This window comes from Paenibacillus sp. FSL R5-0912, from assembly GCF_000758605.1.
GTDB lineage: Bacteria > Bacillota > Bacilli > Paenibacillales > Paenibacillaceae > Paenibacillus_AQ.
In genome coordinates, this window is sequence record NZ_CP009282.1 from 5,366,075 (window position 1) to 5,388,302 (window position 22,228).

At 49.9% G+C, this 22,228-nt stretch carries 18 protein-coding genes and 1 pseudogene; 11 read left to right on the forward strand and 8 right to left on the reverse strand.

Annotated elements, in window-relative coordinates; all coding sequences use genetic code 11:
- Positions 1 to 85 precede the first annotated feature (85 nt).
- The 3 genes from R50912_RS22850 to R50912_RS22860 form a co-directional block, all read right to left on the reverse strand.
- Positions 86 to 1,660, reverse strand: a complete 1,575-nt coding sequence (locus tag R50912_RS22850) for a response regulator transcription factor (RefSeq protein ID WP_042238129.1) — start codon at positions 1,658 to 1,660, stop codon at positions 86 to 88.
- Positions 1,657 to 3,567: a sensor histidine kinase gene (locus tag R50912_RS22855; protein WP_042238130.1), complete on the reverse strand. Its 1,911-nt coding sequence runs from the start codon at positions 3,565 to 3,567 to the stop codon at positions 1,657 to 1,659. Before R50912_RS22855 ends, R50912_RS22850 begins: the two co-directional genes overlap by 4 nt.
- 212 nt (positions 3,568 to 3,779) lie before the next feature.
- Entirely contained in the window at positions 3,780 to 4,118 is a 339-nt protein-coding gene (locus R50912_RS22860; RefSeq protein ID WP_197072960.1) for a hypothetical protein, read from the reverse strand.
- A 369-nt stretch (positions 4,119 to 4,487) separates the two neighbouring features.
- Here R50912_RS22860 and R50912_RS22865 point away from each other — a divergent pair, with 369 nt between their 5' ends.
- From R50912_RS22865 to R50912_RS22885, 5 genes are all read left to right on the forward strand, one after another.
- Positions 4,488 to 6,278 carry a cache domain-containing sensor histidine kinase gene (locus R50912_RS22865; RefSeq protein ID WP_052416639.1) on the forward strand — a complete coding sequence of 597 codons (1,791 nt, stop codon included), beginning with the start codon at positions 4,488 to 4,490 and terminating at the stop codon, positions 6,276 to 6,278.
- Entirely contained in the window at positions 6,271 to 7,875 is a 1,605-nt protein-coding gene (locus R50912_RS22870; protein WP_042138891.1) for a response regulator transcription factor, read from the forward strand. Before R50912_RS22865 ends, R50912_RS22870 begins: the two co-directional genes overlap by 8 nt.
- An 87-nt stretch (positions 7,876 to 7,962) precedes the next feature.
- Positions 7,963 to 8,919, forward strand: a complete 957-nt coding sequence (locus R50912_RS22875; protein ID WP_039306445.1) for an ABC transporter permease — start codon at positions 7,963 to 7,965, stop codon at positions 8,917 to 8,919.
- A 9-nt stretch (positions 8,920 to 8,928) separates the two neighbouring features.
- Positions 8,929 to 9,831, forward strand: a complete 903-nt coding sequence (locus R50912_RS22880) for a carbohydrate ABC transporter permease (RefSeq protein WP_039306448.1) — start codon at positions 8,929 to 8,931, stop codon at positions 9,829 to 9,831.
- Between the two features lie 76 nt (positions 9,832 to 9,907).
- A complete protein-coding gene (locus R50912_RS22885) occupies positions 9,908 to 11,659 on the forward strand; it encodes an ABC transporter substrate-binding protein (protein ID WP_042238132.1) in 1,752 nt (583 codons plus the stop codon).
- Positions 11,660 to 12,001: 342 nt separating this feature from the next.
- Here the strand turns inward: R50912_RS22885 and R50912_RS22895 are convergent, their stop codons facing one another.
- Positions 12,002 to 13,216, reverse strand: a complete 1,215-nt coding sequence (locus R50912_RS22895; protein ID WP_042238135.1) for a helix-turn-helix domain-containing protein — start codon at positions 13,214 to 13,216, stop codon at positions 12,002 to 12,004.
- 178 nt (positions 13,217 to 13,394) lie between these two features.
- On the opposite strand from R50912_RS22895, the gene R50912_RS22900 reads away from it, so the two are divergent.
- The 3 genes from R50912_RS22900 to R50912_RS33490 all read left to right on the forward strand — a co-directional run bounded on the left by R50912_RS22900 (position 13,395) and on the right by R50912_RS33490 (position 15,898).
- Positions 13,395 to 14,741: an MFS transporter gene (locus tag R50912_RS22900; protein WP_042238136.1), complete on the forward strand. Its 1,347-nt coding sequence runs from the start codon at positions 13,395 to 13,397 to the stop codon at positions 14,739 to 14,741.
- 228 nt (positions 14,742 to 14,969) lie between these two features.
- Complete coding sequence (locus R50912_RS22905; protein WP_042238137.1) at positions 14,970 to 15,383, forward strand: hypothetical protein; 414 nt, start codon at positions 14,970 to 14,972, stop codon at positions 15,381 to 15,383.
- A gap of 92 nt (positions 15,384 to 15,475) precedes the next feature.
- Entirely contained in the window at positions 15,476 to 15,898 is a 423-nt protein-coding gene (locus R50912_RS33490) for a DUF4362 domain-containing protein (RefSeq protein WP_052416640.1), read from the forward strand.
- Positions 15,899 to 15,981: 83 nt separating this feature from the next.
- On the opposite strand, the gene R50912_RS22915 is transcribed toward R50912_RS33490, so the two are convergent.
- Positions 15,982 to 16,629 carry a FusB/FusC family EF-G-binding protein gene (locus R50912_RS22915; RefSeq protein ID WP_042138897.1) on the reverse strand — a complete coding sequence of 216 codons (648 nt, stop codon included), beginning with the start codon at positions 16,627 to 16,629 and terminating at the stop codon, positions 15,982 to 15,984.
- Between the two features lie 236 nt (positions 16,630 to 16,865).
- Between R50912_RS22915 and R50912_RS36010 the strand changes: the two genes are divergently transcribed.
- Positions 16,866 to 17,087 carry a helix-turn-helix domain-containing protein gene (locus tag R50912_RS36010; RefSeq protein WP_052416641.1) on the forward strand — a complete coding sequence of 74 codons (222 nt, stop codon included), beginning with the start codon at positions 16,866 to 16,868 and terminating at the stop codon, positions 17,085 to 17,087.
- Positions 17,088 to 17,171: 84 nt separating this feature from the next.
- Here R50912_RS36010 and R50912_RS22925 read toward each other — a convergent pair.
- Both R50912_RS22925 and R50912_RS22930 read right to left on the reverse strand, forming a co-directional pair.
- Positions 17,172 to 17,918, reverse strand: a pseudogene (locus tag R50912_RS22925) (glycoside hydrolase family 30 protein); the annotation flags it as partial.
- Between the two features lie 252 nt (positions 17,919 to 18,170).
- Positions 18,171 to 18,668, reverse strand: a complete 498-nt coding sequence (locus R50912_RS22930; RefSeq protein ID WP_042238138.1) for a MarR family winged helix-turn-helix transcriptional regulator — start codon at positions 18,666 to 18,668, stop codon at positions 18,171 to 18,173.
- 116 nt (positions 18,669 to 18,784) lie between these two features.
- Between R50912_RS22930 and R50912_RS22935 the strand changes: the two genes are divergently transcribed.
- Both R50912_RS22935 and R50912_RS22940 read left to right on the forward strand, forming a co-directional pair.
- On the forward strand, positions 18,785 to 19,666 hold the full coding sequence (locus tag R50912_RS22935; protein ID WP_042238141.1) for an SDR family NAD(P)-dependent oxidoreductase: 882 nt from the start codon (positions 18,785 to 18,787) through the stop codon (positions 19,664 to 19,666).
- Between the two features lie 165 nt (positions 19,667 to 19,831).
- Positions 19,832 to 20,254: a VOC family protein gene (locus R50912_RS22940; protein ID WP_042238143.1), complete on the forward strand. Its 423-nt coding sequence runs from the start codon at positions 19,832 to 19,834 to the stop codon at positions 20,252 to 20,254.
- Between the two features lie 68 nt (positions 20,255 to 20,322).
- Here R50912_RS22940 and R50912_RS22945 read toward each other — a convergent pair whose 3' ends face one another.
- Positions 20,323 to 22,221, reverse strand: coding sequence for a DUF2264 domain-containing protein (locus tag R50912_RS22945; protein WP_231637694.1), 1,899 nt, complete (start codon positions 22,219 to 22,221; stop codon positions 20,323 to 20,325).
- Positions 22,222 to 22,228 lie beyond the last annotated feature (7 nt).

The following is a 22,228-nucleotide window of genomic DNA, read 5'->3' on the forward strand; positions in this document are numbered from 1 at the left end:
TTCCTTCTTTATCGGATTAATCTTCCATAAATTTAAGAGATAACCATTGAGATGAAAGAGTAAGGGATGGTAAACACTTCGGCTATTAATCTATTGACGCAGACAGTACTTTTTGCTGATTACGGTATTCTACCGGACTCACACCTTCACTTTCTTTAAACACCCGGTTGAAGTTCTTCGTGTTCTCAAACCCGGATTTCTTGGCGATCTCGTAAATCATATCATCTGTTGTTTGGAGCAGCTGCTTGGCCTTACCGATCCGGACTTTCTTCAAATAGTTCACAAAATTCTCTCCCGTGTATTCCCGGAAGACCTGGCTAAAATAAGAATAGTTAAAGGACACTAGATTAGAAATAATGGTCATATTAATATTCTGCGCATAGTTCTCGTGAATGTATTGGATCGCCTTCTTCATTTCTTTATTATCGATCTGCACGGATTTCAGGGTTTGGAGGTTGCCATCCAGCAGCAGGAACAGGCTCTCTACTTCACAGGAATAGTCTTGGAAACAGCTGAACTGATATAAATCGCTAACCTTGCTGTACTGTTGGAGTATTTCCGTTGATTCTTCTTTACCATACGATTGAAAGGTTTGATCAAATACAAGTTCGTTCAAGGCTCTGCTAATTCCCTCAAGATACCCGATATTCTTCGGGCTGATATCCGCAGCGTCCAATATTTCACGCAGCAGGCCCAGCAGCTCCTTCTCCCGCCCTGAACCCAGCATATTTGCAACCCTTTTGATTGTATCAGCCGGCACCTGATAGGCGTTATCCTTAAGGCAAACCTCTTCGAATGTTACGATACCGGGTGCGGGCAGCATGAAAGTATGCTTCAAAGAAACAGCCGCCTCCTCATAAGCAGAGTACAGCTTCTCCATCCCATAATTCAGCCCGCTTACGGAGATATTCAGGTGAGAATCTGCCTGCATCAGCAGCCTTGTTACTATCCGAGCAGCATGCATCCCTTCCGTCAGGATAACAGCCTGCGTATTCCGGTCAAAAAACCGCACAAAGCGAAAATGAAATGCAGGCTGAAGCTGTTCTATTAACGCTTGAAACTGCGCCTTAAAGGTCATCGACCCTAGTGCCTGCAAATCCCCGGCATGTTTAATCATTACTGCATGAAAACCGTGATCCATCCAAACCAGCTCCAGCTGGGCCAGCCGCTCTCTAACCTCTTCCGGCTCCGCTGATGAATGGCCCGCGTAGTAATTCAGCTGGCTCTCCATGTACTCCTCCCGCTGCTCAGAGGGCGCGGACCGTGCAACTATCACTTCCTCTCTTCGTCCAAGCTCATCTTCAGCACGCTTGATCGTAGCAGCCAATTCCTCGCGGATCACCGGTTTGAGCAGATATTCCTTCACTTCATAACGGATAGCCGCTCTGGCATAAGAGAAATCATCATAGCCGCTGACTATTACAATTACAGGCTTCAGATGGAAGTCTTGAATCGATTTTATTAATCCGATCCCATCCATCTCCGGCATACGAATATCTGTAATCAGAAGATCTATATTCACAGCTTTCAGTATGTCCAGCGCTTCAAATGCATCGCAAGCCAAGTGAATGTCATAGACATCTTTATACTCCCGCTCAATCATGGCCTGGAGCCCGCGGCGGATATTCTTTTCATCATCCACAATCAGGAGCTTTCTCATATAATCTGCGTTCCTCCTCTACTTGATATGATTAAAGGTAGCTTAACGGTCACTTGGGTATAGCTCCCCCGCTTGCTCTCTATCCTGAGTCCATGTTCATTACCATACACCATCTGAATCCGCTGATTCACATTTCGCAGCCCGATGCCGCTGCCCTTATTCAGCTCCGTTGTTTCCGCCTTCTCCCGGGGCAATGCATTGAATTCCTCTTCACTCATAATCTGCTTACGATTCAGCTCCTGCAGCTTATCCTCTGCAATTCCGATACCGTTGTCAGTCACCTCAATATAGAAGAACCCCCCGTCTTCAAAAGCATGGATAGCCACAATCAGGCCGTCACTTTTCATCAGAGCGGAATAAACTCCGTGCTTCAAGGCATTCTCGACAATAGGCTGCAGCGACATCTTCAATATTTCGTGATCCCAAAATTCGTCCTCCACCTCAATCTCCAGTTTCAGCTTCTCATCATACCGGATGCTCATAATAGCTATGTAATGCTGAATATGCCCCATTTCATCTCTCAGCTGCACCCGGTCACCTGTCCATCGGAGATTGTAACGCATCATACTGCCCAGGGAAGTGAGCGCATCCGATACGGTATACTGCCCCTCAACCTCTGCAAGCATTTTCAAATTCTCCAGGGTGTTGTATAAAAAATGGGCGTCAATCTGATTGTGCAACGCCTGGAGCTCAGCTTCTTTCGTGGCTGCGCTGCGCTTCACCGCATCGGCGATCATTCCGTTGATCGTATTCAGCATCTGCCGGAAATGGTGGGCCAGCTCTCCGATCTCATCGCCGCCTTTGACATCAATATCTACGCCAAAGTCACCGCCGCGCACTTGTTTCATGGAGTCCCGCAGAATATTCAGTTTGTTCAGTATGATGGACTGCATGAAGAAGGTTGTAATTGCCAGAAGTATCAGCAGGATTATAATAACCACAATGACGGTGTTTCGGGTTTGATCTATCTTGGAATATGTAGTGTGTAATGAAATCACATTGATAAGCTCTGCATTTATTTTATCGATATGTTCGACGAGGTATAGGAAATCCTCCCCCTTGTGGGAGAGCAGCAATGATGACTTGCCTGCTTCCTTGTACTTAGCGACGGCCGGCTGAATATCAGCTTCATCCAATCCCGCTAGCGGGTCTGTGCTGTTGGCATGCAGGTTGCCCTGCTGATCAAGTATGTAGAACCGGGAGTCCCGGTCACTGCTGTTGTTATATGCCTTTTTGAAGAAATTCCCGATGGGCATATCGACTTTGACGATTCCAAGATGCTGGAAGAGATTCTGGCTGTTCATTTGATTAACTCCCGCCATCAAGGAGACTATGGAGCTTAAGCTTTGGTTCACAGCAGCGTTGCTGTCCTGTAATATTGCATCTTCAGATTGAATCTCCCATAGAACGTTTCCGGTTTGATTCAACATTTTAGTATAAAATGGCTTGTCCTTAATCCTTTCTTCATGATAAATGATCGGCCAGAGCTCACTAATCCATGGATTGTTCACGAAAAAGTGAATATTTGCGATATCCGAATTATTGAACAACACGGTTTGTAAATAGGTGAAGGAGTATTCCTGAAACCGCTTGATATCGTTCAACCCGGGCTCCGATTCAACGGTTACATACTCTCTCAGCTGCCGATCCGAAACCAGTAATCCGATTGACTGCTCCATGACTCCGATCCTGCTCATAATCTCTTGTTTCTCATTATCGGTCTGGTATCGGTTCTCCTTGATGATGTCTTTGATCGTATTCTGATAGAACCCGGTAAACAAATAGTTGGAAATTACAATAACCGGAACCAGAATAATCACGATATAAGCCCCAATCAGCTTGATTTGGATGGATAGATCCGCAAGCCACCTCTTAAGCTTCTCTGCTGTGCTCCTAACCCTGGCCATCTCCCGCCCCTTTTCTTCAACTGCTTCTGTTATCACAATTATATTTCATCATGTTTGAATTCATAAGGCAGCAAATTTCAGTCAGGGTTGCAGAATTTTAGTTATTTGTCTCAATCGCTGCCGATTGATTGGATTGAACTATATTCCATAGCAAAAAAGCCGGCTCCTTTATAGGTAGCCAGCCTCTTTTATTGAATAGCCTAGCCTTCTCTTTATGGGGTTAACCCCCTGGTGAAGGTCTGCACACTTTCCTTAATGAATGCCTCAAGTGAGATTGTACCAATATCCAGGTTGTTGGCGAATACCCCGTAATTCATCGAGATGAAGGAATAAGCCTGAATCTCCGGAATTATATCGGTCAGCTTCCCCTTGCCGGCCATCACCGTGAAATAATTCGTCAAAATATTTATAAATTGTCTGGGATGCTTCAATGTTCTTTCCCTGAACCCCGGTAGATTATCCGCTTCCTTCACGCTGATCATAATCATTTTGCGGTTGCGGTTCATAATTTCATGGTAGGTCCGGCTGATCAGCAGCAAGTCTGTCTGCAAATCCCAGATAGCCAAACTTGGCTGAGAATGAAGGAAATTTCGTGCCAGCCCCCCCAAAGCTTCTAGCTGCTGCCTAAAGTTCTCCTGAATCGGTTTATCGGCGTCAAAATTTGAATCAAAGCTAATGCCTATGAATAAACGAAACGATACGTCAGAAAACAAGTGGAAGTTAAGCTCCATCAACAAGCTTATGTGTGTGAGGAGTAGATTTACCGGCTGAGTGTAAACGAACACGTCCTCCCGCAGAGCTATCCGGACTCAGATGACCTTATTTCGTGGAAAAATAAATTACATATATTGCTTTGCAGTTTGCAGATACACTCTTATGTAAGCGTCAACAATAAAGGACTGACGGAGGGGATTGTATTCGTGTATACCCGTATCATCACCCTGATGAACAATCTGAAGCTCAGGACCAAGCTCTTTCTATCCTTTGGTTGTGTTGTCCTGATTCCGGTGCTGATTGTGGGGGTGTTCCTGACAAGTGAACTGCAGAATATGGCTCTGGATAACGCACTGGAGCAGATTACAGCCAATGTAGACCGGGTCAAAAAAAGAACCGGCGAGATGCTGAATGTCCCGCTCGATATCGCCTACCGGCTGTCCAATGACAGCCGGCTGGAGGAGGCTGCCAACCACCGTTATGAATCGGTCTATGATGTGGTGCAGGCTTACCGGGACTATCCGGACTTCCGGGAATTCGTCCGGCTATACAAAGAAATCTCGAGCATCCGGCTGTACATTGACAACCCGACGGTGCTGGACAACTGGGAGTTCCTCCAGGCAGATGCCGCAGTAACGCAGGAGTCCTGGTATCAGACCGCCCTTGCCCAGAAAGGGCTGGTCTGCTGGAATTATATCCGCGACAACCGTAACGGCAAGTATTATCTCAGCCTGATCCGCAAGATCGATTTCCTGAAGCAGCGGACGACCGGCGTGCTGATTGTGAATGTGAATACGGAGAGGCTCAACTCCATTCTGGATCAGGAGACCTTCGAGACCATTATCGTTGATGAGAACGACAACATTGTTGCCTCGAACCGTGCAGATACGCTGGGCAAGACGCTGGAGGACATCGACTTCAAACCGCTGTCTCCCCTTCCCGGACAAGGGCCGGCCGATGTAAGGATTGACGGCAAGCCCTCCAAAATGCTGATCGATGACTGGCACCCCGGGGGCAGCCTGAACAGCCTGCGGATTATCTCCATCTTCTCGGTAGAGAGCATTGTGGGTGAGCCCAACCGGATTATCTCACTGGCGTCTATGGTCATTATCTCGGCTCTGATTCTGGCAATTATCCTGATCTATTACTTCTCACGGCTGCTCACCGGACGCATGCTGCACTTAAGCAAGCATATCTCCAAGGTCGCGTCCGGGAATCTGGAGGCGAGGCTGGTGATAGACGGCAAGGATGAGATCGGCCAGCTGGCAAGGCAATTCAATCATATGGTAAGGAATATCAACGATCTGATGAGCGAGGTGCAGGAATCGAACCGCCAGAAGAACGCCACCCTGCTGAAGCAGAATGAGATTAAATTCAAGATGATGGCCAGCCAGATCAACCCTCATTTTCTGTTCAACGCCCTGGAATCGATCCGGATGAAAGCCCATTCCCGGGGCCAGACCGACATCTCCCAGGTGGTAAGGCTGCTGGGTAAGATGATGCGCAAGAATCTGGAGGTAGGCAACGGGAGAATAGCGCTGCAAAGTGAGCTGGAGACCGTAAGCTGCTACCTGATCATCCAGAAATTCCGCTATAATGACCGGCTCGCCTATGAGCTGTATGTAGATCCGGCAGCGAATGCCATACAAATACCTCCGCTGATTATTCAGCCGCTGGTAGAGAACTGCGTCATTCACGGATTGGAAAACCGGATGGACGGCGGAATGGTCAGAGTAGACATCAGGGTCGAGAATGCCCTGCTCAAGGTTGAGGTATCGGATAACGGAATAGGGATCTCAGCTGCCCGGATCGCTGAAATCCGGCAAATGCTGGACAACAAGGATGATTATGAAACCAATAATATCGGAATGCGCAATATCCACCTGCGTCTTCAGCTGACCTATGGCCCGGAATGCGGCCTGAACCTGGCCAGTCAGAGCGGATACGGCACGCAGATCAGCTTCGCCATCCCCCTAAGGAGTGATTCTTATGTATAGTGTATTAATTGTTGATGATGAATTGTCTATCCGTGAAGGGCTTGTCACGCTGCTGGACTGGGAGAGCCTTGGCTACCGGGTGGTGGATACGGCGGCCAACGCGATTGAAGCGCGGTATAAGGTTGAGCTGTATTCCCCGGATCTGATGATTATCGATATACGCATGCCCGGGAAGGACGGACTGGAGCTGATCCGGGAGCTGCGGGAGGATGACGAGGCGGATATGCATATGGTCATCCTGAGCGGCTATGCCGACTTCAGCTATGCCAAGCGTGCGCTGTCTTACGGCATCGATAACTATCTGCTTAAGCCTGTCGATGAAGATGAACTGCAGCAGTATCTGTCCAGCCTGTCTGACGTGCTGAATGCACGGACTATAGACCGCAGGAATCATGCCGCCGTCAAGGTATGGAGCCGGGAGATGCTCGTCCAGTCCCTGCTGATGGAGAGCCGCCTGCACCCAGCAGCGCCAGCACTGATGGACCCGGCAATGGAATCCGGCCTGCTCTGGGATTCCTATCAGGTAGTCCTGATCCGGCTGCTGCTCCAGGATCATGCGGATAACGGACCTTCCACCGCCGTCAAGGCCAGGCTGACGGCAAGCTTCGAGAACAACAGCTGGGGCATTGTCTTCTCGCTGGATTCTTATCTGGGCGTGCTGCTGCAGCCCTCTTATCAGAAGGAGCTGGTCCGCAAATTAATCGTGCAGAATATCCGCGAAGCATCCGCCGCCGAGGGACTGGAATGTATTATTACCGCCGGAGACATGGTGGACAGCCTGGATGAGCTCTCCGTCTCCCATCAATCGGCGCTGGCCCGGATGAAGGATCATTTCTTCTATGATGAGCCGGGGATGATCGGTCCGGACTCGCTGAAGATGAAGACGGGACTTCCGGCTAAGCTCCCGGATGCGGAGAGCAGCCTCGCACCGGTGATGGACCGGCTGTATTTTGCCATGGATACCGGGAACCTCACCGTAATCCCTTCCCTGATCCAGGAAGCCGGGGATATCATGACTGCCGCAGGCTTATCGGAGATGGCTGTGAAATCCTATTACGTCCGGACGGTTACGGCACTTTTCAATAAGCTCTCTCTGGAATTTAAGGAGCTGGGCCAGGCGCAGAGCCGGGTGGACGGGCAAATCCAGCAAATCTACAGGCATACCTCGCTTCCCCAATTGCAGCGCTATATCACGGATCTGCTGGAGCAATATGCAGGCGGAATTATCCGCGATGAGATGGATGTATTAATGAAGCGGATGCTGGACCTCATTCAAAGGCATTATGACGAGAATCTGAAGCTGGAAACCCTGGCTGACGTGTTCTCTTACAGCAGTGCGTACCTCGGCAAGCTATTCAAGAGCAGTACAGGCAGCTCCTTCAACAGTTATCTGGACAAAGTACGCATCGAGAGAGCCAAGGAACTGCTGGATCAGGGCTGCAAAATCCATCAGGCCGCAAGCGAAGTCGGGTTCAGCGATGTGGATTATTTCCGTGAGAAGTTCAAAAAAATCACAGGCCTCTCCCCCTCTGTCTACCGCCGGAAGGATTCACTGCAGGAGGATGATTTTTCAGAAAGCGCTTACGAAAAGAACTGATTTCCCCCTGTTTTCCCGCTTAAATCTTCGGGTGTTTCCCCGTTTCCCGGAAGATTATGATAAAGCCATATCGAAGGAGGGACATAAATGAAAGCGATTACCCCCGCAATGAAGCCGGAGCTCAAGAAACCCGCTTCACGCTTCTGGGCCAAATTCCGGCAGCAGAAATATCTCTATATGATGGCGGTTCCTTTTGTCCTGTGGGCCTTTGTCTTCAGCTATCTGCCGTTATGGGGATGGATGATGGCCTTCCAGAAGTACAAGCCGGGCAAATCTTTTTTTGAGCAGAAATGGGTCGGCCTGCAGTATTTCAGGGAGCTCTTCCAGGATGAGCAATTCTTCAATGCCCTGCGCAACACTCTGGCGATGAGCCTCATGGGGCTGCTGGCCGGATTCATCATTCCTATCCTGTTCGCCATTCTCCTGAATGAGGTCAGATTGCAGGTGCTGAAACGGTTCGTCCAGACGGTGTCTTATCTGCCCCACTTTGTGTCCTGGGTGGTAGCCGCCGGGATCATTACCAAGATGCTCTCCACCGACAACGGCGCAGTGAATGACCTGCTGCTGAGTCTCCATATTATTAGTGAACCGGTCCAGTTCATGGCCAAAGGCAATCTGTTCTGGGGAATCGTGACCGCCTCTGATGTCTGGAAGGAAACGGGCTGGAACACAATCATCTATCTCGCCGCAATATCGGGGATCGGCCCTGAGCTGTATGAAGCCGCCAGAGTGGACGGGGCAAGCCGGCTGCAGCAGGTGCGGAACATTACACTGCCGGGCATCCGGGCGACGATCGTCATCCTGCTGATCATTTCCATCGGCCATCTCATCAGCATCGGGTTCGAGAAGCAATTCCTGCTCGGCAACAATCTGGTACGCGACTATTCGCAGACACTGGATTTATATGCGCTGAACTACGGGCTCGGTATGGGACGGTTCTCCTTCGGGACGGCCATTAATATTTTCAACTCGGTGGTCAGTGTGATTCTGCTGTTTACGGCCAATGGTATCTTCAAAAAAATAACCAAGGAAAGCATCATTTAGGAGGCCCTTATGCTGATCAAAAAACTGGCCGCCGCGTCCTGGTCGGACCGCATCTTCGATTTGGTAGTCTATATTGCGATTACGGTGGTGACTGTGGCCACACTGTACCCTTTTCTCAATGTGCTGGCGATTTCATTCAATGACTCCACGGATAGCATCAAGGGCGGGATTACGGTCTACCCCCGGATGTTCACCTTCAAGAACTATGAGACGATCTTCGCCTTCTCCGGTCTCATTACCGGATTCAAGATCTCTGTCCTGCGTACCCTTATCGGAACCCTGCTCGGACTGATTAGCGCCTCGATGCTGGCCTTCACCTTAAGCCGGGCGGACTTTCAGGGCCGCAGGTTCGTCTCCACCTTTCTGGCGCTGACGATGTATGTATCCGGTGGACTGATTCCCTTCTATATTCTGATCAAGAATCTGCATATGATGGGCACCTTCGGCGTGTATGTCCTGCCCGGCTTGGTCAGTGCATTTAATGTGTTCGTCATCCGCTCCTTCATCGACGGCCTGCCTTACGCCCTGCAGGAATCTGCCAAGCTGGACGGGGCCAATGACTTCACCATCTACTGGCGGGTGATTCTGCCGCTGACCAAACCTGCGCTGGCAACCATCGCCCTGTTCCTGGCTGTCGGCCAGTGGAATGCCTGGATTGACACCTACCTGTATAACGGCTCGAATGACGCACTGACGACGCTGCAGTTTGAGCTGATGAAGGTCATTCAGAGCACCACCACCAATGCGGATAACTTCCGTGGCCGGAATATGACCGAAGTGATGGCGCAGATCTCCCCGGAATCGGTCAAAATGGCAATCACGATTGTTGTCACCGTACCTATTCTGATTGTTTATCCGTTCCTGCAGCGCTACTTCGTCAAAGGCATGACGCTGGGCTCGGTCAAAAGCTAGTCCGCTCACCGGTATCATCAGGCTGACGCCTGTGTATACAATATGTTCTCACCAGACAAAGGGAGGGTTTCTATTCATGACAAGAAAGACAGCGAAACCGTATGTGGCGCTAATGGTCTTGACCTTGCTGCTCAGTGTACTGGCCGGCTGCGGCGGGGGCAATAATAACAGCAAGAATACGGCTGGGAATACCGGTACTGAAGCTACCAATAGCACTAATGCGGCGGCCACAGCAGAAGCTACGGCAGCAGCCGAAGATTTAAGTCCATTGACACTTTCCTTCTTCGCGGAAGATCCCAATCCGAACTGGAATAATATGAAGGATGAAGTCAGTACCGTCCTTACGGAGAAAACAGGCGTCACTCTCGATGCCGAATTCGCCGTAGGCGATCCGCAGCAGAAGATCGCGCTGATTGCTGCCGGCGGGGAATATCCCGACATCATCTCGGCCAAAGCGGATATCGGGAAGCTGGTGGATGCCGGCGCTGTCATTGACCTGACCGAACTGATCGACAAATACGCGCCTAATATCAAGCGGGTGCTTGGAGACAATCTGGCCCGGGCCAAATACACGAACGAAGACCAGTCCATCTATGCCATCCCTACCTGGGCTGCTGTGAATGAGAAGAAATTCGTTGCCGGCGGAGGCTTTGAGCTGCAGCACAGGGTGCTGAAGGAAGCCGGATATCCGGAGATCAAGACGGTACAGGATTATGAGAATGTAATCAAGGCCTACCTGGAGAAACACCCGACCGATGAGAACGGCAACAAGAATATCGGCGTATCGCTGAACGCAGATGACTGGCATATGTACATTTCCGTAACCAATCCTGCAGTGGCGACTACCGGCGGTTCCGATGACGGGGAATATTTCATTGATCAGGAGACGCATGAAGCGATCTACCACTTCCGCCGTCCCGAAGAGAAAGAATATTTCCGCTGGCTGAACCATATGAATGACATTGGCCTGCTGGATAAAGAAAGCTTCGTGCAGAAATACGACCAGTACAAAGCGAAAGTGGCCACTGGACGTGTGCTTGGCCTGATTGACCAGGATTGGGACTACAATGACGCGCAGCAGGCTCTGAAGACTGCCGGTAAATTCGATCAAACCTACGGCCATTATCCTGTGACCTTGACCAGTGAATACAAAGAAACCAGCTTCTGGCCTACCGGCTTCATGGGCGGCTACGGAATCTCCATCTCGACCACCAACCCTGATCCGGTCCGGACGATTAAGTTCCTGGATTACCTGGCTTCCGATGAAGGACAGATCCTGAACAACTGGGGCATTGAGGGCAAACATTATGTAGTAGAGAACGGCAAACGCGTTGTCCCTGCCGAAGTGCAGGACCGCATTAACAATGATAACACGGCCTTCACGAAGGAGACCGGCATCGGCTTCTACTGGAATATGATGGTTCACTATGGCGACGGAGCCAAGGATTCTACCGGCAACTATTACACCAAGAACTTCCCTGAGCAGCTGGTGCTCGGTTACAGCGACGTCGAGAAAGAAACGCTGGCAGCTTACAATGCCACTACCTGGAAGGATCTGTTCCCTAAAGAGGAGGAGTTCGCTGAGAAAGCGTACGGGGCAGCCTGGAACATTGCCCTCCCCGGTGAAGATGAAGTCTCCATTCTGGGCAATAAAATGAGAGATATTACGTGGAAACGCATCCCGCAGGCTATTCTGGCCAAACCGGCTGAATTCGATAAAATCTGGGATGACTACATGGCCGACCTCGAGAAAGCCGGTGTTAAGAAGATGGAAGCAGGCTACACCAAATACGTGCAGGACCGCGTGGAGCTGTGGAGCTCAAAATAGGGTGTTCGTTATTGCTTGAGCCACAAATGATTAAAGATATGGAGCCTGTACTATTTAAGAGATGGACTTAAAGCTTATTCGTTACTGCGGTGAACATTTGGACTTCCGGCCGCTGTTGTCCCCAGATATCTTCAATTTCCACCGCTGTTAGCGGTTGATATCCGGGGACAAAGGCGTACGCTATCGCTCCTACAGTTCCAAATTTCCCCTTCGCTCCTTTTCGCTTTTTGTTAATCTCAATAGTACTTTTTCCTTTCTCTAAAGATTTAGAGTTCAACCAATAGTTCACATGCAGAACCAACCGTGCGGGAAGCTGCACGGTTGGTTTTTGTTTGTGATTGTTTAGTTTTGGTGATCGTGGAGTTCGTGGTAAGTCTGTCTAATTAGTTCCGCATATTCAGAAGGCGGATAATCCTTTACCTGATCATAGGCAAACTCCACCTCGTGGCGGGCTTCCTCCATCCGGCCTTGCATAGCGAAGATCTTCGCTTTGTAGGCATAGGCAGTGAGCAGGTCGACCCGGTCAAGCGGATGATAGACCTGGTCGTTCAAGACTACTTTGGACAAGTCCGCCAGTGCCTCTTCATTCCTCTCCAGATGGTAGAGAGCGGTCCCCGTCATCATATGGACAAAAGGCATGAACTGGCTGTCTTTCGCCGGATAATGCTCCGCCAGTATCAGCACCTCCCCGTAATTCCGCTTCGCAAGAGCCAGTCTAATTTCGCCAAGATGCACCAGCTCCAGTGACTCCGCAGCTTCCGTGAACTGTGCGAACAGCTTTGCCTTGCTTAGGTACGCCTCTGCCTGCTCAAGGTCATTGTGAAGCAGGGCCAGATGGGAGAGTAGACGGTACAGATGATCCGACAATGAGTAGACCCCTTCTTCGTGCGACAGCTTAAGTGCCGCCAAGGCAGCTTCCCGGCTGCCGGAGTACTCTGCCAGTGCAGACAACGTAACACTTTCCGCATAATAAAGATCGATTTCAAATAAAAAATCGTTGCCTACCTTATTGTTCACATATTCCTTACGGACACGGCGAATCAGCTCCAGGCCATCCTGGTATCTGCTTTTGGCGAACAATAAAGCATAAGCCAAATACTGAATCTTGGCACGCTCTACAAATAAACCGAAACGCTCATAGATTTCAACAGCCCGTTCGATTCCTTCTTCTCCGCCCTCTATTCCGGTATGGTAGCAGGAGCCCACATAAAACTCCATCAGCCGTGCGGCATCCACTGCCATCGGAAGCGTATCCTTCATCAGCGGCTGGATTTCCGTGACAATCTCCTTATACTGCTTCGCCTTGTACTGCTGCTCAATCTTACGGACCAGCGGACCCAGCTCCGCTTCGTGTTCGCCCTCCAGGAAATAACCGGCATCTGTACCCAGACGCCCGGCAAGGAATTGCAGCGTATTCATCGAAGGCAGAGCCCGTCCGTTCTCGATTTGGCTGAGCATGCTTTTGGTCATATGTTCCCCGGCCAGGTCAGTCTGCGTAAGGCCCTTGGCTTTACGTAACTGCTTGACTTTATCGCCGATCGTCTGTTTGGTGGTCATCTGCTGTGCCAACTTTCTTTGGTTGCTTTTCTTCCAGTATAGCCTAATATTCAAGCGAGAAAAAGCCGCACTATGGAAAAAGTTAAATTTAATTAAACTTTTTGTTGCAATAATCAGATCCAACATCTACAATAAGTTTAATATAATTTAACTTTTTTCAGAAAAGGGAGTGCTTGTAATGTCTGAACCAACGCCGGTGGCAGCAGCATCCAACCGCAATATCATTCTTTTCTTCAGCGGAAAATTCGCTTCTGTTCTCGGCTCCAGTATGTACACCTTTGTTGTCGGCCTGTATATTCTGCAGCTCACCGGTTCAGGAAGCAGCTTTGCAGTTACGTTGCTGTGCGGTATGCTGCCCAGTATTATTCTGTCGCCCTTCGCCGGCGTGGTGGCTGATATGGTGAACCGCCGCAAGCTGCTGATCGGCTCAGATGCTGCAAGTGTTTTGATTATGCTGCTTTCCTTTGCCGCCGTCTCCATTGGGGGAATGTCCCTCTTACCGATTTATATCTCACTGATCCTTCTGTCAATATGCGCTACCTTCTACAGTATCTCCGCCTCCTCTTCCATGATGATGCTCGTTGACCGTGATTCCATCCAGCGTACCGGCTCCCTGAATCAAATTGCCAGTTCTGTCGGCCACCTGCTGGCTCCCATTCTTGCCGGTATGCTCTACGCCTTCCTCCCGCTTGAAGAATTCATGCTGCTGAACGCGGCAGGGCTTACCATCTCGACCGTGATGGGCTGCATGCTGAAGTTTAGACCGGTTCCAGAAGCCTTATCTGAAGCTGGGCTTGCAGATGGGGATGCCGAAACCGGAAATCCGCCCTTTCGCGAACGCCTGGGCAACGTGGCTGCCGAGGTCCGCACGAATCTGAAAGAAGGCTTCTCCTATGTAATCCGCCGTCCCGTTATCCGCTCCCTCCTAATTATCGTGTTCTGGATTAATTTCTTTGTAGTCGCGCTGAATGTAGTGCTGCCCTTTGTGGCCGTACAGACCCTGGGGCTGTCTTCGAAGCAATACGGTGTACTTGAAGCCATGCTGGCAGCGGGCATGCTGCTGATGTCCCTGCTCCTCACCGTTCTCCGCCAGAGCAACAATCCGGTAAATACAATTATCGGAGGTCTAAGTGCACTGGGGCTGCTGTTCCTAGCGATGGCGCTTCCGCTGCTGCTTCATTTCACCGCTGCCGTTACCTTCTTTTTCTTCCTGCCGCTATTGATTCTGGTCGGTGTCGTCATTATGATCATCAATATTCCGATTCAAGTGTACTTACAGCAGAGTATAGAAGAAGAGTATCGCGGGCGGGTATTCGGGCTGGTTGAAGGTATCGCCGGTTCCATCGCTCCGCTGGGCATGCTGCTCTACGGAGTGCTCCTAGACTGGATTCCGGGCTCCATTATTCTGCTGGCCTCCGGAGCGGCTATTCTGGCGGTAACTCTGATCGGGCGGAGAGGCTTAATCAGCAGTAATGCTGATGAGCAGCAAGGAATTCATGCAGAGGTGGAGCAGGCCGGGGCGTAACTCCTTGAGGAGACATAGCAGGTATAGTAACTTGTACCATCAATGATGCTACCTTTCCAGAGATAAAGAAACATTTTTAGACAATAAAATACTAAATTTTCATTTTATCGTTAAAAATATTTATAATTTTAGAAATTAATAGATAATGTAACGGATAAAGTAACTTCTACAGCTTCCCCAAAAGAGGTTGTAGAATATCATGGAGACCTGGCCGAAAATTTCAATACAGTGTCTAAACTCACTTATGGTTCAGATGCTATTTATGAAGTTGAGGTGAATGATTCTAAATCTTTTGAATATGAGGGTGTAATATTTACCGTATCAAATGCCAATGCCAATGTAAATGAACATTATAAAGGCGGTTCCATTGACACAGTGAATATTCTGGAAACTGGTGGTAATTACAACAATACGGAATATGTGTTCGAGGATTCAAGTGTTTTGAAAATTGGAGATAAAGCTATAGTTTATTTGGAGAAATATGAAGGACCCATCCCCGAAGCACAAGGAACATATGTAGTTACAGGTGCCTATCAAGGGAAATTTGAAATTGATGAAGCTAATGGTTCATTGATTCCTGCTGCCGTAGATCAAGAGGAACTAAAAGAAGTCAGAGCACTAACAGATTTGAATTTGGAATAGGATAAATTAGTACAATTTTACGGTAGAACGTCAGAAACATTCTTTGACGTTCTATCGTCTTTTTGTTAAACGGTTTAATGGAGGGCTACAGAATGAAGATGTTAAGAGTATGTATATGTATGTTGCTGATGTCGTTAATTATAGTAGCTTGCTCAAATTCAATGCATTATGAAGCGGCTGCAAAGAAAGGTTATGTTGTATATGTTCAAGGTGAGATTATTAACTATACGTATTTCGAACAATTCGTGGAAAATTACAACAATGGTCAGGATGCCACTGTTAAAATCGCAAAATATACAGATGAAGGAGATCCTATCTTCCACACGCTTGAATATAAACGGGATCAGAAAAAAATCAGTTATACCTATGACAACAGCGAGGATGAAAATGGAGATAAATTGCAGGCAAATACTCTGTGCAGCAGTATCACAAATGTCGATGGTGTCTATCACTTAGCCGATTGCGCTGACGATGAAACGGGTAAGTGGTTTAGTGCAAAGCAGCCATCTAAGTAAGCCATGCAAGTGCTGGAGGCATGGACTAAGACAAAGGGACTGACCCGTATTCCTATGGGCAGTCCCTTTGCAGCTATATCATGCTATTTCTGCACCGAGAGCACGAACCTCTCCAGCGAGCTTATATTGGTGATACTCTGATTACATCCATGATTATCTATGCAGACGTATTGCCCCACAGAAGCAATGTTATCGGCTGAAGCAAGCTCAGGTTTGGTCTTGACTGTAAGGAAGGCAAGATCCTGCTGTCGGTTGCAGAACAGGCAATAGCCTTTCTTGTGGGTCGGTATTATTCTGCCCTCTACACCGATGAATTGTCCTTCGTACGGATAGACAATGAACAGCTTATTCGTGGCAATGTCTGCCCAGGCCAGATACGTTACATAACGGAAATCAAACGATGCAAGATCAGGTAGCTTCATCTTCTTATTCTTGGGAAACAGCTTCTGAATCTGCTTCAGTGTAATCGGCGGAAATGGCTCCAGATAAGGCTCGAAGCCGCTGATATACTGCTGGAAATCCTCGGCTTTCTCCAGGGTGGAGATAGGCTTCAGCATCTGCTCCTGCTCGGTAGTCAGCGAAGAAAATGCCTCCGTCACATTCACCTCAGCACTGTACCTTACGGTCTCCAGGACACGGCGATCTGCTACAGACCGCAGTGTTTTGAGCACGAAATCCGATTGTTTCTTAATATAATTATATTGATGGTTTCTAATAAATGTTGTAGTCACAGCTCTTCAGCCCCTTATTCATATTGGTCAATCCAATAAGGTGCAGAGCCTGCTAATTAGAAACGATAAAATCAGTTTGGGCGATCAAGATCTTCCTGCCGCACCCCACGCAAAGTATCGCCCCAGATCAGGCTCTGCATGAGGACTTCCTAGCTAATGAGCAATTCGTTGCCATCAGTGTAACCCCCTATCCAATAACATGCAAAAAGTATAGCAGGAAATTGCGGAGCCTACAATTGATAATCTCTTATCTATCATTCCCCTTAATTAAAGATCTGGCGGAGTGGATCGGACTGAATCCCGTCTACCTGGGTAAGCTGTTCAAACAGAATACCGGCTCCACCCGCAAAGAATTCCTGAACAGGGTCAGGGTCAATAATGCCGAGATGATTCTGTCTGCGGGCGGGTTCAATGTGTCTGAGGTGGCGGAGCACTGCGGATATCATGATGTGGCGTAATTCAGCAATGTGTTCAAAAGCATGAAGGGGTATCCGCCGTCAGCTGCTTTGAAATGACGGCGAATGGAGTCATATTAGTCTATTTTACAGAACAATGGTATTAAAAGATTCTGCATCCAAATTGAGCTTATATTGCGTTTCATCGTTAGCCAAAAGAATCGTTCTTGCTTCCGTGAACGGATTCGCGATCACCAGCACCCGCCTGCCTTCCGGCGTCCCGAATGCCAGCGCGTTGCCTGTCCATCTGCGCTTCAGTCCGATTCTGCGGGAGCCGGGGCCAATGAAATGAGCGAAATGCTTCATGACGTAGAACTCGGGATTATGCACGGCCTTCGGTTCATCCGGATCTACAGTAATCATGGAGTTCTGCTCCCATCCCCAAATACTGCGGCCTTTCGGCTGAAGCACCATGTTCCAGTAGATATAGGCGTTCACGCCATTGGTGAAGTAATGTTGATACAGGTTAAACACATATTTGGCATAAAACCAGGTGTTCACCCCATCCCCGCACTCATTCTCCGTCTGCATGTAGCGCAGTTCAGGATAAGCCTGCACCGTACGCTGAATGCCATATTTGCCCGCCCATTGGTAGCCAACGCCTTGCACATATTTGTATGCTTCAGGATCGCTTAACACCGTGTGCGCATAGGCATCGAATCCGCTGTCCTTCTGCTTCATCCACTCATCCCAAGGCTCCGGCGCATTAATCGTACCCAGCCAAATCTCTGTATCCAGGCCATGCTGTTCAAAAGCCGGTCCCAGATAATCACGGATAAATTCACGCAGCTGCTCGCCCGTCCATACGCACGAAGGAAATTTCTGATCTGCTACGGTAGATGCCATAAATTGTCCCGCGTTTATCGCTGCCGGCAATGACAAGCGCCCGGTCCACGACAGGCATTGGAGCTTCAACCAGCTACAGCCGGTAGCATTCCCGCTTGCCTTAAATCGATGTGACGTTGAGGACGCCTTCTGCAATCAGCTTGTCGATCAGTTCATTTCCGCCTATGGGGCCGGCGATGACTGCTGTTTCCGCCAACTGCTCCAGCTGCAAGCATTACCGGTGCTATCCCGCTCACCAGCTTATAACCCGTTGAACTGCTTGAGCATGTAAATGAACTGATGCAGCTCGTCGTCATTCCATACCGCAGTCCGCCCGAAGAACACGGAACCTTTCTCGTTCAGGGCTGATATTGTCTGCTGCTGTCCCTGCTCCGTCAGCGAGAGGAGGATGGCCCGGCCGTCATCGGGTGAGGCTTCCCGGCTCACATAGCCCAGAGACTCCAGCTGTTTGATCAGACGGCTGACCGCGCTGCGGTCCATAGCCGTTGCTTCCGCAATGGCGGCAGCACTTGCCGGCCCATAGGAATAGAGCCAGCGGACAATATGGAAGGCAGCCGGCTGCAACGAGGAATCGAAGCGCGCGGCGGCTTTGACATTCAGCGCATGCGCTGCGCTGATCAGTGCGTTAAGCTGCTCTCCCAGCGCCAGCTCCAGCTGTTCTCTTGAGTCAAGCTTTGATTGATTAATGTTTATCGGGTCATTGTTTACTTGGTTATCGTTTATGGGGCCCTGCTTCATATTCATTCACCTGTCCTTATCTTCAAAGATAACAGTTACTGATATAGTTGACATATATCCATCATATAATTATAGTGGACATATATCAATTATACGTCACTTAAAGGAGAATAACCATGCCTAAACAACCAACCGTTGTCATCACCGGAGCCACTAGCGGACTGGGACAGCTTGTTGCCATCCAATTGGCGGAAAGAGGCTATGCGCTTGTCCTGACTGCCCGCAGTGAAGAACGTGCCGCGGCTACCAGAACCATCATTGAGGCCCGTCAGCCTGCTGCAAATATCCGTTTTGTCTATGGGGATCTGTCGCTGATGCAGGATGTGAACCGGGTTAGCGCTGAAATTACTGCCGCCTGCCCTTCCATCGACGTACTTTTGAACAATGCAGGAATCCACGCCTTCGAGCCCCGCACCACTACCGAAGGTTTGCCAGAGATGATGGCTGTGAACTATCTGGCACCGTGGCTGCTGACTCATAGACTGGAGACTTCACTGCGCAATGCAGGCAAGGCCAGAGTAGTCAACGTAGCCTCAGAGGCTTCGCGCCGTCATGGTATACTCCGCCTGCCCGGGGACTTAACGGATACTGCTGCTTTTACTGCCCGGGGCTCCTCTCCTGTCTACGGCAAAACCAAACTGCTAAACATCATGTTCACGGCAGAAGTGGCCCGGCAATGGGCAGGCAGCGGAATAACCGTCAATGCCCTGAATCCGGGCTTCAATGTAACCGGACTGGGACGCGAGCTGCGGTTCGCTTCTGTGATCGAGCGGATCCTGAAGCTCATCCGGCTCGGAGACCCGCGAAGAGGAGCAGAGATTATCACCCGGTTAATCGTGGACCCGTTTTATGGGACAGTAACCGGAGGTTATTTTAACGTGGGCACAGGAAAGTCCATTGTACCGGTATCCCCTGGCGGCGATGAAGCGATGCAGCGCAGGTTGTGGGCAGATACACGGGAGCTGCTGGGGGAGATACTGGTACAGCATCAGAACTAAAGAAGTGAGTTAGTGCATTTAAGCCTATCTCATACCGTAATGTGGTCACTGCAAACCCTCAGCAAACATTTGGCCAAAGTGGTTTTCACCAGTTAATATCAGTAATATAGAATAATACAGGTACACACAAGATGATCTATTACTTGAATTGGAGGGTGCTAAGAAATGATTCAGTCTATTATACACATCGCTTTGGTTGTAAAAGATTACGATGAAGCAATAGATTTTTATACAAAAAAGCTGCGCTTCACATTGATTGAGGATACATATCAGCCAGAGCAAGATAAACGGTGGGTAGTGGTTGCACCCCCCGGCTCTTCCGGTACGACAATTTTACTTGCCAGAGCGTCGAAAACTGAACAAGAACAGTTTATAGGCAATCAGACAGGCGGTCGTGTATTTCTATTTCTGAACACCGACGACTTTTGGAGAGATTATAAGGAAATGGTCTCTGAAGGCATCGAATTTGTTAGAGAGCCCAAAGAACAATCCTACGGAATGGTTGCTGTGTTCAAGGACTTATATGGTAATTTGTGGGACTTGCTGCAGATGAATGAAGCTCACTCGATTTCCAAACGCGTTAGATGAGGTCATATGAGATGCATATAATCAAATAAGGCTGCACCCTCACAATCACTTGAAGATGCAGCCCTTTTCTATTGTATCGGGATAAAAATTTCTGCTTCGCCCGTAGTTTGAACCGTGATGCCATCCTCAGCAAAAGTAACCGTCAGCAAGGACTCGGGAGATTGCTCCAGAATATTACTGACTCCGTTCGCCTGCCGATCTGAAGGATCCGCTGACGGATCACCGTAGACGGCCGAAGCCAGCCAGTGAATTCCGGGCTCAAGTGTAGCCGTCAATGTGGGCAGTACCGTCCGGGGACGAAGTACATTCGTGTTGGCATTGGGCCAGATCAGCTCTGCCTTCCCGTAACCCTTCAACCCCTTGATTCCGCTGGTTCCCCAAGCTGTAGACGCAACTGCACCAGATCGGCTAATCTGCTGCGCAAGCTCCGTTTCCTGGCCCAGGGCGAACCCGCCTTCTGCGGCGTCTAGTGCCCGGCCTGTCTCGATCCGGTGAATCCGGATATGCCACGGCAGTCCCGCTACAACCCAGGTTCTGACCTCCACATTGGCCCAAGGTTTCCAGACAGACCGCAGAACATTGTCCGTAATCTCAGATTCCACATTCCGGCGCCGCACGCGATACAGATTGTCCCCGCCTTCGCTAAGCGCAAGCATGGAATCGAATGCTCCCTGTGACAGTCCCCACTCGGAACGGGGCACGCTGAACCCGAAGCCTGTGGAATAGACGAATTTCTCGTATTTGGCCGAGGTATGGGTATGCTCATTCGTGTACTGGTGGCCGCTGTTGAACGCCGCCACATGACCGGAGGCCGGCTCGCGGACTAGGACAAGATGTGCAGGCTTCTGAACCATAACTGCCGGGATTTCCGGCAGGGGAAGCTCCTCTTCGTTCCAGAACGGATGCTCTTCACCAAGTGCGAGCGGCAGGAAGGTCTTCAGGGCCCAGTAGGGTGAGCCGGGAGCATTATAATTCTCCGCCATGACCAGATTCGGATACGTGTATCCGATGGTCAATACGCCTGCCGCATCAAAGATCGGCTGGCTGAACCACCAGCGCAGATTGCGCAGAACAACGCCTTTCACCACACCGGCAGGGAAGCCTTCAACATCCGCATAAGCCAAGGCACTCCAGAACGCCGATTGGGCGAAGCGGTATGCCAGGCTGCGCCCGTAAGGAAGCGCGGAGCCGTCCGGGGCGAACCAGCCTAGGAAACCGGCGGCGAACAACCGGGCCCGTTCTTTGAACAATCGGGAACGCTCTGGATCCTCCTGCTCCATCAGCTTCGCATAGAGCAGCGAATAGTAATGGATCGCAAACGGCCCGTAATAATCGCAGTGCCCGTCAACACCGTCACTGTACCAGCCCTCGCCCAGGTAGAAAGCATCCATCCGCTGCAGATTGTTCTCCAGCTGCACCGCATCATACGGGCGGCCGATGGTGCGGAATCCAACATTAACAAGTACATTGAAGAACAGCCAGTTGCAGTCATAACAGGGATGGGAGTTAATCTGATTCAGCCAGTTGTACAGGTGATGCTGCTCCTGAGGAGCAAGCGGTGACCAGATCTGCTCCGGAACCGCTGCAAGCGCGAAGCCGAAGGCCGCCATCTCGACCAGACGCTGGTCGTAATCCCGTACATCTCCCCAATATTCTTCATGGGCAGGGTCGGTGCCATGCCGGATACCCTCCAGCACGATGTCCCGGATTTCGCTGCTTCCGCCTCCAGCGAGCAAGGGAACCAGCCCCCATAACACCCGGGAAAAACCTTCCATCCCGGCAGTTGCTGCCGGATAGCTCGCTCCGGTTCTGCCGATCTCAAGTCTTGCGCCGCCTTTGCTGTAGAGCGGACACAGCGGACCCGTAAGCTGTTCAAGTGCAGTCACCAGGTCCGCCCGCGTCTTCAGCGGATTGTCTGCAATCCGCGAGGATAATATTTCGGATGCTGCTTTGCCGTTAGTCATCATAATCTCC